2 protein-coding genes are annotated in these 14,556 nt (G+C 61.1%); both read left to right on the forward strand.

What is annotated here, in order from left to right:
• The first annotated feature begins 202 nt into the window (after window positions 1-202).
• Entirely contained in the window at window positions 203-14,029 is a 13,827-nt protein-coding gene (locus tag J3P84_RS26490; protein ID WP_434626616.1) for a retention module-containing protein, read from the forward strand.
• A gap of 120 nt (window positions 14,030-14,149) precedes the next feature.
• A complete protein-coding gene (locus J3P84_RS26495; RefSeq protein WP_305497599.1) occupies window positions 14,150-14,488 on the forward strand; it encodes a tryptophan synthase subunit beta in 339 nt (112 codons plus the stop codon).
• The last annotated feature ends 68 nt before the right edge of the window (window positions 14,489-14,556 follow it).

Here is a 14,556-nt window from a genome sequence, read left to right on the forward strand (position 1 = left end):
ACAGGGGCGATTGTTTAGGATGGCCAGCATAAGGTCAATAGTTTGGCAGAAACAAAATAAGCCGAACTAGCTGTCAAAATATCGTCATATTTCCAGCGTCAAAACATTATCCCTTTGTGCGCATGAACGTCCAGACCGCTATGGCCAACGAGGCTGTCGGGTCCATGGAAGTCTACTGAACGTGGTACCCGGAGAGTCTTCAATGAGCAGTGTTATTGCCGTTGTCAAAAGCATTGTTGGTCAGGTTTTCGTCGTTTCCCCCGAGGGCATTCGGCGCGTACTCATTGAAGGCGATCGCCTTAACGTAGGCGACCAGTTGGACACCGGCCCTGCCGGCGCCGTCACGTTGGAACTGGCTGACGGCCGCACGCTCGACCTGGGCCGCGATACCCAGTGGAGCGCCAGCGCGCCGGACTCTTCCACCGACCTCGAACAGGCCACTGCCCAAGCCGCGCCTTCAGTAGAAGAGCTGCAGCAAGCCATCGCCGCCGGTGTCGACCCGACCACCGCCCTGGAAGCCACCGCGGCCGGCGCCACCGCTGCCGGTACAGGCGGAGCCGTGGGCGGCGGTCATAGCTTCGTCGTGCTGGATGCCACGGCCGGCAGCGTCGACCCTACCATCGGCTTCCCGACCGAAGGCCTCGCTGCGGCCGCGGCAACCGATGACAACATCCTGGGTGGTGACGACAACGCCGATACCACCGCCAACGCCGTGCTCAATGCGACGATGACCTTGAGCGCCACCCCGACCCTGACCGAGGCCGGGGGCGTGCTGGTCTACACTGCGACCGTGACCCAGGCGCCGCAAACCAACCTGACCGTAACCCTGTCCAACGGCGCGGTGATCGTGATCCCGGCCGGGCAGCTGACCGGTAGCGTCAACGTGCCCCTGGCACCGAACGACACGGTCTACAACGACCCCAGCCAAGTCAGCGTGACCGTCACCGGCACCACTGGCGGCACCGGCATCGCCGTGACCCTGCCGACCACGCCAGCCGTGACGCAGATCACCGACACCGTCGACACCACCACCGTCACCCTGAGCGCCGGCAATACTGTCACCGAAGGCGGCCAGATCACCTACACCGCGACGCTGACCAACCCGGCCCAGACGCCGGTGACCGTGACATTGAGCAATGGCTCGGTCATCACGATTGCCGCTGGCCAGACCACCGGTACCGTGGCTGTCGATACTCCGGCTAACGACGCCTATAACAACGGCAGCACCGTCAGCACTACGATTACCGGCGCTACTGGCGGTAACTTCGAAAATCTGGTGCCGAGCACCACGCCTGCGGTTACTACGATCGCTGATTCGGCTGACGCCACTGGCCTGACGCTTAGCGCCAGCGAAACCATCACCGAAGGCGGCCAGATCACCTACACCGCCACGTTGACCAATCCGGCCCAGACGCCGGTGACCGTGACGCTGAGCAATGGCTCGGTGATCACTATCGCCGCCGGCCAGACCACCGGTACCGTGGCGGTCAATACCCCGGCTAACGACGTCTACAACAATGGCAGCACTGTCAGTACTACGATTACTGGCGCAACCGGCGGTAACTTCGAGAATCTGGTGCCCAGCCCTACGCCTGCGGTCACCACGATTTCTGACTCGGCTGATACGACTGGCCTGACGCTCAGCGCCAGCGAAACCATCACCGAAGGTGGCCAGATCACCTACACCGCCACGTTGACCAATCCGGCCCAGACGCCGGTGACCGTGACGTTGAGCAATGGCTCGGTCATTACCATTGCCGCTGGCCAGACCACCGGCACCGTTGCCGTGGATACCCCGGCCAACGACGTCTACAACAACGGCAGTACCGTCAGCACCACGATCACCGGCGCAACCGGCGGCAACTTCGAAAACCTGGTGCCGAGCACGACGCCTGCGGTTACTACGATCACTGATTCGGCTGATACGACTGGCCTGACGCTCAGCGCCAGCGAAACCATCACCGAAGGCGGTCAGATCACTTACACCGCGACGCTGACCAATCCTGCTCAGACGCCGGTGACCGTGACGTTGAGCAATGGCTCGGTGATCACTATCGCCGCCGGCCAGACCACCGGTACCGTGGCGGTCGATACCCCGGCCAACGACGTCTACAACAACGGCAGCACTGTCAGCACTACGATTACCGGCGCAACCGGCGGCAACTTCGAGAATCTGGTGCCGAGCACTACGCCTGCGGTTACTACGATCACTGATTCGGCTGATGCTACCGGCCTGACCCTTTCCGCGACTGACACCGTTGCCGAAGGCGGCTCGATTGTTTACACCGCGACCCTGACTAACGCAGCGGGCTCGCCTGTCACCATTACCCTGAGCAACGGCGCGGTGATCAATATCGCGGCTGGTGCTACCACTGGGACCGTAACTGTCGACGCGCCGAAAGACGATGTCTACAAGGATGCCGGCAAGGTTGAAGCCAGCATCGACACGGCAGTTGGCGGTAACTTTGAGAACCTGGTGCCTAACACTGCACCAGTCGTGACGGACGTGACCGATACCCTCGATACCAGCACCGTTTCGCTCACCGCGACTTCGACGGTTGGCGAAGGCGGCGTTGTGGTTTACACCGCTTCGGTGAACGCTCCAGTCACCGGTGCTCCGCTGGTCGTCACGCTGTCGAATGGTCAAAGCATCACCATCCCAGTTGGTTCCAGCTCCGGCGCAGTGAACTTCACCGCGCCTAACGATGCGTTGGCGGGTGGCAGCAACCTCAGCGTCAAGATCGACGACGCGAAAGGCGGCAACTACGAAAACCTCGAAATCGACGGCAAGCCTGCGGATACCGCAGTAACTGATACCCAAGACACTACCGGTCTGACGCTGTCTGCAACCGACACCGTAGCCGAGGGCGGTTCGATTGTTTACACCGCTACCCTGACTAACGCAGCGGGCTCGCCTGTCACCATTACCTTGAGCAACGGCGCCGTGATCAATATCGCCGCCGGCGCTACCACTGGCACCGTCACTGTCGACGCGCCGAAAGACGATGTCTACAAGGATGCCGGCAAGGTTGAAGTCAGCATCGACACGGCAGTTGGCGGTAACTTTGAGAATCTGGTGCCTAACACTGCACCAGTCGTCACCGACGTGACCGATACCCTCGATACCAGCACCGTTTCGCTCACCGCGACTTCGACGGTTGGCGAAGGCGGCACTGTGGTTTACACCGCTTCGGTGAATGCTCCAGTCACCGGCGCTCCGCTCGTAGTGAACTTGAGCAACGGCCAATCCATTACTATCCCCGTGGGTTCCAGCTCCGGCTCAGTGAACTTCACCGCGCCCAACGATGCGTTGGCGGGTGGCAGCAACCTGAGCGTCAAGATCGACGACGCGAAAGGCGGCAACTACGAAAACCTGGAAATTGACGGCAAGCCTGCGGACACGACCGTTACGGACGTTCAAGACACTACCGGCCTGACCTTGTCCGCAACCGACACCGTGGCTGAGGGCGGCTCCATCGTTTATACCGCCACTTTGACCAACGCTGCCGGCTCGCCGGTGACCATCACCCTGAGCAACGGCGCCGTGATTAATATCGCTGCCGGCGCCACCACTGGCACCGTGACCGTCGACGCGCCAAAAGACGACGTCTACAAGGACGCCGGTAAGGTCGAAGTCAGCATCGATAAAGCTACCGGTGGCAACTTTGAAAACCTGGTGCCTAACACTGCACCAGTCGTGACGGACGTGACCGATACCCTCGATACCAGCACCGTTTCGCTCACCGCGACTTCGACGGTTGGCGAAGGCGGCGTTGTGGTTTACACCGCTTCGGTGGACGCTCCAGTCACCGGTGCTCCGCTGGTCGTCACGCTGTCGAATGGTCAAAGCATCACTATCCCAGTTGGTTCCAGCTCCGGCTCTGTGAACTTCACCGCGCCTAATGATGCGTTGGCGGGTGGCAGCAACCTCAGCGTCAAGATCGACGACGCCAAAGGCGGCAACTTCGAAAACCTGGAAATCGACGGTAAGCCTGCGGATACGACCGTTACGGACGTTCAAGACACTACCGGTCTGACTCTGTCCGCGACTGATACTGTCGCTGAAGGCGGTTCCATCGTTTACACCGCGACCCTGTCCAATGCGGCCGGCTCGCCTGTCACCATTACCCTGAGCAACGGCGCGGTGATCAACATCGCCGCCGGCGCCACCACTGGCACCGTGACCGTCGATGCACCGAAAGACGACGTCTACAAAGACGCCGGCAAGGTTGAAGTCAGCATCGATAAAGCCACCGGTGGCAACTTCGAAAACCTGGTGCCTAATACTGCACCAGTCGTGACGGACGTGACCGACACGCTCGACGCTTCGACTGTCAGCTTGACCGCTTCACCTTCCGTGGGCGAAGGCGGCACCGTGGTTTACACCGCTTCGGTGAACGCTCCAGTCACCGGCGTCCCGCTCGTGGTGAACTTGAGCAACGGCCAGTCCATCACCATTCCAGTCGGCGCAAGCTCTGGCTCGGTGAACTTCACCGCGCCTAATGATGCGTTGGCGGGTGGTAGCAACCTGAGCGTCAAGATCGACGACGCGAAAGGTGGCAACTACGAAAACCTGGAAATCGACGGCAAGCCTGCGGATACCGCAGTCACCGATTCGACTGATGCCACGGGCTTGACCCTTTCCGCGACCGACACCGTAGCTGAAGGCGGTTCGATTGTTTACACCGCGACCCTGACTAACGCTGCCGGCTCGCCTGTCACCATCACTTTGAGCAACGGCGCGGTCATCAACATCGCCGCCGGCGCCACCACTGGCACCGTAACTGTCGACGCACCGAAAGATGACGTCTACAAAGACGCCGGCAAAGTCGAAGTCAGCATCGATAAAGCTACCGGTGGCAACTTCGAAAACCTGGTGCCTAACACTGCGCCAGTCGTCACCGACGTGACCGATACCCTCGACACCAGCACCGTTTCGCTCAGCGCGACTTCGACGGTTGGCGAAGGCGGCGTTGTGGTTTACACCGCTTCGGTGGACGCTCCAGTCACCGGTGCTCCGCTGGTCGTCACGCTGTCGAATGGTCAAAGCATCACTATCCCAGTTGGTTCCAGCTCCGGCTCTGTGAACTTCACCGCACCTAACGATGCGCTGGCGGGCGGTAGCAACCTCAGCGTCAAGATCGACGACGCCAAAGGCGGCAACTTCGAAAACCTGGAAATCGACGGTAAGCCTGCGGATACGACCGTTACGGACGTTCAAGACACTACCGGCCTGACTCTGTCCGCGACTGATACTGTCGCTGAAGGCGGTTCCATCGTTTACACCGCGACCCTGACTAACGCTGCCGGCTCGCCTGTCACCATCACTTTGAGCAACGGCGCGGTCATCAACATCGCCGCCGGCGCCACCACTGGCACCGTAACTGTCGACGCACCGAAAGATGACGTCTACAAAGACGCCGGCAAAGTCGAAGTCAGCATCGATAAAGCTACCGGTGGCAACTTCGAAAACCTGGTGCCTAACACTGCGCCAGTCGTCACCGACGTGACCGATACCCTCGACACCAGCACCGTTTCGCTCAGCGCGACTTCGACGGTTGGCGAAGGCGGCGTTGTGGTTTACACCGCTTCGGTGGACGCTCCAGTCACCGGTGCTCCGCTGGTCGTCACGCTGTCGAATGGTCAAAGCATCACCATCCCAGTCGGCGCAAGCTCTGGCTCGGTGAACTTCACCGCACCAAATGATGCATTGGCGGGTGGTAGTAACCTGAGCGTCAAGATCGACGACGCCAAGGGCGGCAATTACGAAAATCTGGAAATCGACGGCAAGCCTGCGGATACCGCAGTAACTGATACCCAAGACACTACCGGTCTGACGCTGTCTGCAACCGACACCGTAGCCGAGGGCGGTTCGATTGTTTACACCGCGACCTTGAGCAACGCTGCCGGCTCGCCGGTCACCATCACCCTGAGCAACGGCGCGGTGATCAACATCGCTGCCGGCGCCAAGACCGGCACCATAACCGTCGACGCGCCGAAAGACGACGTCTACAAGGACGCCGGCAAGGTTGAAGTCAGCATCGACACGGCCGTTGGTGGTAACTTTGAGAACCTGGTGCCTAACACTGCACCAGTCGTGACGGACGTGACCGACACGCTCGACACCTCGACTGTCAGCTTGACCGCTTCCCCTTCCGTGGGCGAAGGCGGCACTGTGGTTTACACAGCATCCGTAAATGCTCCAGTCACCGGCGCTCCGCTGGTCGTCACGCTGTCGAATGGTCAAAGCATCACCATTCCAGTTGGTTCCAGCTCCGGCTCGGTGAACTTCACCGCGCCCAACGATGCGTTGGCGGGCGGCAGCAACCTCAGCGTCAAGATCGACGACGCGAAAGGCGGCAACTACGAAAACCTGGAAATCGACGGCAAGCCTGCGGACACCGCAGTAACTGATACCCAGGACACTACCGGCCTGACGCTGTCCGCGACCGACACCATCGCCGAGGGCGGTTCGATTGTTTACACCGCGACCTTGAGCAACGCTGCCGGCTCGCCGGTCACCATCACCCTGAGCAACGGTGCCGTGATCAATATCGCCGCCGGCGCTACCACTGGCACCGTCACTGTCGACGCGCCGAAAGACGATGTCTACAAGGATGCCGGCAAGGTTGAAGTCAGCATCGACACGGCCGTTGGTGGTAACTTTGAGAACCTGGTGCCTAACACTGCACCAGTCGTGACGGACGTGACCGACACGCTCGACACCTCGACTGTCAGCTTGACCGCTTCCCCTTCCGTGGGCGAAGGCGGCACTGTGGTTTACACAGCATCCGTAAATGCTCCAGTCACCGGCGCTCCGCTGGTCGTCACGCTGTCGAATGGTCAAAGCATCACCATTCCAGTTGGTTCCAGCTCCGGCTCAGTGAACTTCACCGCGCCTAACGATGCGTTGGCGGGTGGCAGCAACCTCAGCGTCAAGATCGACGACGCCAAAGGCGGCAACTACGAAAACCTGGAAATCGACGGCAAGCCTGCGGACACCGCAGTCACTGATACCCAGGACACTACCGGTCTGACTCTGTCCGCGACCGACACCATCGCCGAGGGCGGTTCGATTGTTTACACCGCGACCTTGAGCAACGCTGCCGGCTCGCCGGTGACCATCACCCTGAGCAACGGTGCCGTGATCAATATCGCCGCCGGCGCTACCACTGGCACCGTCACTGTCGACGCGCCGAAAGACGATGTCTACAAGGATGCCGGCAAGGTTGAAGTCAGCATCGACACGGCCGTTGGTGGTAACTTTGAGAACCTGGTGCCTAACACTGCACCAGTCGTGACGGACGTGACCGACACGCTCGACACCTCGACTGTCAGCTTGACCGCTTCCCCTTCCGTGGGCGAAGGCGGCACTGTGGTTTACACAGCATCCGTAAACGCACCAGTCACCGGTGCTCCGCTGGTCGTCACGCTGTCGAATGGTCAAAGCATCACCATCCCGGTCGGCGCAAGCTCCGGCTCAGTGAACTTCACCGCACCTAACGATGCGCTGGCGGGCGGCAGCAACCTCAGCGTCAAGATTGACGACGCGAAAGGCGGCAACTACGAAAACCTGGAAATCGACGGCAAGCCTGCGGACACCGCAGTAACTGATACCCAGGACACTACCGGCCTGACTCTGTCCGCGACCGACACCATCGCCGAGGGCGGTTCGATTGTTTACACCGCGACCTTGAGCAACGCTGCCGGCTCGCCGGTGACCATCACCCTGAGCAACGGTGCCGTGATCAACATCGCCGCCGGCGCCAAGACCGGGACCGTGACCGTCGATGCACCGAAAGACGACGTCTACAAAGACGCCGGCAAAGTTGAAGTCAGCATCGACACGGCAGTTGGCGGTAACTTTGAGAATCTGGTGCCTAACACCGCACCAGTCGTCACCGATGTGACCGACACCCTCGACACCAGCACCGTTTCGCTCACCGCGACTTCGACTGTTGGCGAAGGCGGCACCGTGGTCTACACCGCTTCGGTGAACGCTCCAGTCACCGGCGCTCCGCTCGTAGTGACCTTGAGCAACGGTCAAAGCATCACCATCCCAGTCGGCGCAAGCTCCGGCTCGGTGAACTTCACCGCGCCTAACGATGCGTTGGCGGGCGGCAGCAACCTGAGCGTCAAGATCGACGACGCCAAGGGTGGCAACTACGAAAATCTGGAAATCGACGGCAAGCCTGCGGACACCGCAGTGACCGATACCCAGGACACTACCGGTCTGACCCTGTCCGCCACTGATACTGTCGCTGAAGGCGGTTCGATTGTTTACACCGCTACCCTGTCCAATGCGGCCGGCTCGCCTGTCACCATTACCCTGAGCAACGGCGCGGTGATCAACATCGCCGCCGGCGCCACCACTGGCACCGTGACCGTCGATGCACCGAAAGACGACGTCTACAAGGACGCCGGCAAGGTTGAAGTCAGCATCGACAAGGCCGTTGGCGGCAACTTCGAAAACCTGGTGCCTAACACTGCACCAGTCGTGACGGACGTGACCGACACGCTAGACGCTTCGACTGTCAGCTTGACCGCTTCACCTTCCGTGGGCGAAGGCGGCACCGTGGTTTACACCGCTTCGGTGAACGCTCCAGTCACCGGCGTCCCGCTCGTGGTGAACTTGAGCAACGGCCAGTCCATCACCATCCCAGTCGGCGCAAGCTCCGGCTCGGTGAACTTCACCGCGCCTAATGATGCGTTGGCGGGTGGCAGCAACCTCAGCGTCAAGATCGACGAAGCCAAAGGCGGCAACTTCGAAAACCTGGAAATCGACGGTAAGCCTGCGGATACGACCGTTACGGACGTTCAAGACACTACCGGTCTGACTCTGTCCGCGACTGATACTGTCGCTGAAGGCGGTTCCATCGTTTACACCGCGACCCTGTCCAATGCGGCCGGCTCGCCTGTCACCATTACCCTGAGCAACGGCGCGGTGATCAACATCGCCGCCGGCGCCACCACTGGCACCGTGACCGTCGATGCACCGAAAGACGACGTCTACAAGGACGCCGGCAAGGTTGAAGTCAGCATCGACAAGGCCGTTGGCGGCAACTTCGAAAACCTGGTGCCTAACACTGCACCAGTCGTGACGGACGTGACCGACACGCTAGACGCTTCGACTGTCAGCTTGACCGCTTCACCTTCCGTGGGCGAAGGCGGCACCGTGGTTTACACCGCTTCGGTGAACGCTCCAGTCACCGGCGTCCCGCTCGTGGTGAACTTGAGCAACGGCCAGTCCATCACCATCCCAGTCGGCGCAAGCTCCGGCTCGGTGAACTTCACCGCGCCTAATGATGCGTTGGCGGGTGGCAGCAACCTCAGCGTCAAGATCGACGACGCCAAAGGCGGCAACTACGAAAACCTGGAAATCGACGGCAAGCCTGCGGACACCGCAGTCACTGATACCCAGGACACTACCGGTCTGACTCTGTCCGCGACCGACACCATCGCCGAGGGCGGTTCGATTGTTTACACCGCGACCTTGAGCAACGCTGCCGGCTCGCCGGTGACCATCACCCTGAGCAACGGTGCCGTGATCAATATCGCCGCCGGCGCTACCACTGGCACCGTCACTGTCGACGCGCCGAAAGACGATGTCTACAAGGACGCCGGCAAGGTTGAAGTCAGCATCGATAAAGCGACTGGCGGCAACTTCGAAAACCTGGTCCCGAGCACCACGCCAGCCGTGACTGACGTCACCGACACGCTCGACACCTCGACTGTCAGCCTGACGGCTTCCCCTTCCGTGGGCGAAGGCGGCACTGTGGTTTACACCGCTTCGGTGAACGCTCCAGTCACCGGCGCTCCGCTCGTAGTGACCTTGAGCAACGGTCAAAGCATCACCATCCCAGTCGGCGCAAGCTCCGGCTCGGTGAACTTCACCGCGCCTAACGATGCGTTGGCAGGTGGTAGCAACCTCAGCGTCAAGATTGACGACGCCAAAGGCGGCAACTACGAAAACCTGGAAATCGACGGCAAGCCTGCCGGCACCACCGTCACCGATGTCCAGGACACCACCGGCCTGAGCCTGAGCGCCACCAACTCGGTCGCCGAGGGCGGCCAGATCACCTATACCGCGACCCTCACCAACGCCGCTGGCTCGCCAGTGACCGTGACCCTGAGCAACGGCGCGGTGATCAACATCGCCGCCGGTGCCAAGACCGGCACCGTGACCGTCGATGCGCCGAAAGATGATGTCTACAAAGACGCCGGCAATGTCGAAGCAACGATCAAGACGGCCACCGGGGGTAACTTCGAGCACCTGGTGCCGAGCACCACGCCAGCCGTGACCGCCGTGACCGACACGCCTGACAACACCACCGTCAGCATCACCGGCAGCAGTTCGGTAACCGAAGGCCAGGCCGCCACTTACACGGTCAACCTGACGAACCCGGCGCAAACCGAGGTAACGGTCAAGATCGTCTACAGCGGTACCGCCGCCGATGGCTCGGACTTCACCGGTGTCTACACCGTGAAGATCCCGGCCAACGCCACCAGCGCCAGCTTCAACGTGGCGACCCTGGACGACAAGATCACCGAAGGCACTGAAAACTTCGTGGTCAAGATCGACTCGGCCACCGGTGGCAACTTCGAGAACCTGGCGGTCAGCGGCACCAATGGCAGCGTCAGCACTTCGATCATCGACAACGATGCGGCGCCGGTACTCGATCTGGATGCCAACAATTCCAGCGGCAAGACCGGCGCCGATTACCAGGTGACCTTCACCGAAGGCACCGCGGGCCCAGGCGTATCGATCGGCGACACTGACCTGAAAATCACCGACCCGGACAGCACCCAGCTGACCGGCGCCACCATCGTGCTGACCAACCGTCAGCCTGGCGATCATCTGAACCTGGGCAATAGCGTCAACGGCATCAGCATCAACGCCAATAGCACCGACGGCAAAATCGTCCTGACGCTGACGGGCAATGCGACGTTGGCCGACTACATGCAGCAGATCAAGAACATCAGTTTCATCAACAACAGCGAAGATCCGAGCACCGTACCGCGCGCCATCACCGTGACAGTGACCGACGGCACGAGCTACTCCAACACCGCCACCACCACCGTGAACGTGGTCGGAGTCAACGACGCACCCGTAGCCACCGGTGGCGCGGTGACCGGTACCGAAGACACTTCACTGGTCCTCGGCTGGTCGACGTTCGGCATCAGCGACGTGGACAGCGCCGCCACCAGCCAGGGTGTGAAAATCACCGGGCTGCCGGGTGACGGCAAGTTGCAGTACCTGGACGGCGCAACCTGGAAGGACGTGGCCAACAACCAGACCTTCACCAAGGCCGACATCGACGCCGGCAAGCTGCGCTTCACACCCGATGCCAACGAATCCGGGGCCGATGGCTACGGCGGCAGCGGCGTGGGCGACAAGCAGGCTGACTACGCGCAGATCAAGTTCCAGCCAACCGACGGCCAGACTCTGGGGAACACCGGCACCGTGAAGATCGACATCACGCCAACCGCCGATGCGCCGACCCTCAACGTCGCCGGCAACAACGTGACCTCTACCGGCCTGATCAAGGAAGTCTGGACCGGCCTGTCGGGCCTGGGCACCGACGGCAATGGCGCGCCGTCCGGCACGCTCAAGTCGGTGATCGACGCCGCCGGCACGCCGAACAGCAGCACCAATGTGAGCAACGTTCAGAACGACGGCAACGTCAATCCGGGCACCGCGTCGAAGACCTCGGGCCTGATCTTCCTGGAAGCCGGCAAGACCTACACCTTCAGCGGCACCGGCGACGACAGTTTGCTGGTGACCATCGGCGGCAAGACCGCCGCGGCCATCACTTGGGGTGCGGGCGGCCAGTTGAACGGTTCGTTCACGCCGACCACCAGCGGCTATTACACCCTGGATATCTACCACCACAACCAGACCGGCCCAGGCAGTTATGACGTGAACCTGTCGGTCAACGGCAGCACGCCGGTGGACCTGAGCAGCGCAGGCGTACCGCTGTATACCGGCGTGGCTGACCTGGTGAATACCGGGGTTTCCGTTTCCGACCTGCACGGCACCAATGGCGAAGGCTACTACGACGGCTACAAGCTCAACGAAGGCGCCGAAGGCGGCAGCGTGAAGCTGTCGAAGATCACCACCGCACTGACCGACACCGATGGCTCCGAAAGCCTGAGCGTGAAAATCGGCGGCATGCCGGAAGGCAGTGTGCTTAGCGATGGCGCGGGACATACCGCAACCGTGGGCGCCAACGGCGAAGCTTCGCTCACCGGCTGGAACCTGGGTAGCCTCAACCTGACGCCACCGACCTACTTCAGCGGCCAGATCAACCTGACCGTAACGTCGACCTCCACCGAATCCCTCGGCGGGTCGGCAGTGACGACCGCGCAGATCCCGGTCACCGTTTACCCGGCGACCTATAACGCTGTCACCGCCACCTCCGGCAGCGACAATGTCACCGGTACCGACGGCAACGACATCGTGGTCGCCGACATCGGCGGCCTGACCGTGGTACCGGGCGTCAACTACAATATCGCGTTCATGGTCGACAGCTCCGGCAGCATGAGTTCGTCGTCCGTCACAGCCGCCAAGAACTCGCTGACCCAGGTGTTCAACACGCTCAAGCAGAGCCTGGGCAGCAACTCCGGGACGGTGAACATCTTCCTGGCGGACTTCGATAACCAGGTAAACAAGAACGTTGCGGTCAACCTCAACGATCCGAACGCGCTGACACTGCTCAAGAGCGTGCTCGACTCGATGGTGTCCGGCGGCAATACCAACTATGAAGACGTGTTCAAGACCACCGCGAACTTCTTTAACAGCACCCAGGCCCTGAGCAATACCGGCGCGAAGAACCTGACGTACTTCATCACCGACGGTGAGCCAACGCGCTACCAGTCCGGCGAACAGACGAACCCGACGCTGTACGGCACCGTCAAGCTCGACGACGTGCTGAGTGCGTCCAACTATACCGTTGGCAAGTACTACACCCAGACGATCGACAGCACACACAAATTCACCATCGAAGAAAATGGCGACATGTACCTGTCGACCAAGAGCGGCAAGAACTGGAATGACAGTTACGTCGGCACGGTGCGTGCCGAGGGCAACGGCACGTTCGAGTTCTCCAACCTGGACGGCGGCGGGTGGGGCGACGTCTCGGCAGCAACCGGCTCAGCGGCCAGCTTCACTCTGCTCAAAGGCTTGAGCAACGTTGAAGCCATCGGCCTGAACAACGGCGTGACCCTGGACGACCTCAAGCCGTACGACTCCGATGGCAAGCCGCAAACCAACATCGACCCCAAGGACCTGGCCAACTCGATCATCGGCCACACCGAAGCGACGTTGCCGGGTGCCGACACGGTCAACGGTGCCGACGGCAACGACATCCTGTTCGGCGACCTGGTGAGCTTCAACGGCATTGCCGGCGAGGGCTACCAGGCCATCCAGTCGTTCGTGGCCCAGCAAAGCGGCGTGGACGTCAGCAAGGTCAGCACTTCGAACGTGCATCAGTACATCACCGAGCACTACACCGCGTTCGATGTGTCCGGTGCCCATGATGGCAATGACACTCTGCTGGGCGGCGCCGGCAACGACATCCTCTTCGGCCAGGGCGGCAACGATTTGCTCGACGGCGGCAAGGGCAATGACATCCTGCTCGGTGGCAGCGGCAGCGACATCCTGATCGGCGGCAAGGGCAACGACACGCTCATCGGTGGCCTGGGCGGCGATACCTTCGTCTGGAAATCCGGCGACACCGGCACTGACGTGATCAAGGACTTCAAGGCCGCCGAAGGTGACCGGATCGACCTGCGAGACCTGTTGCAGGGCGAAACCGGCAGCACCATCGACCACTTCCTGAAGATCAGCACGGTCGATGGCGTGTCTTCCCTGCAAGTCAGCACCACCGGTCAATTCAACGCGGCCAACACTGCGGCGACGCCGGACGTGACGATCAAGCTGGAAGGCAACAATTGGTCGAACATCAACCTGAACTCGCTCATCGCTGGCAGTGACCCGACCATCAAGATCGATCACAACAACAGCTGAACCTGACACAGACTCTGTGGCGAGGGCGCTTGCTCCCTCGCCACAGGATAAGTGTTCATAATCCCCACAGTTGGCCTATGCTGCCCAGCATGACGCCGCTTCATACATGAGGGATGCCCGATGTTTTATGTGCAACGCGATGCGCAAGGCCTGCTGGTGCGCGTCGAAGCCGCCGCTTATGCCGAGGCCACCGAGACCTTGCCGGCCGACAACCATGAGATCCAGGACTGGTTCGCCAACCAGGCGGTAGAGAACAGCCTCAAGCAACTCAAGCAGAGCGACCTGGAGATGATCCGGGTACTCGACGACCTGATTCAGGTACTCACCAGCAAAGGCGTCATCCGCGTCACCGACCTGCCGCCAGCGGCCCAGGCCAAGCTGATGGACCGCAACCAGGCACGGGAAGCACTGGGCGGGTTGAGTCGGTTGATCGATGACGATGAGAAGGGGTTGATCTGATTCACCGCTGACCGTGGCTAGGGAGCAAGCTCCCTCGCCACGGGGTTATACGGTGTCTGAGCTGGCGC

It is taken from the genome of Pseudomonas sp. Z1-29 (genome assembly GCF_051131995.1).
In the GTDB taxonomy this organism is placed as follows: Bacteria; Pseudomonadota; Gammaproteobacteria; order Pseudomonadales; family Pseudomonadaceae; genus Aquipseudomonas.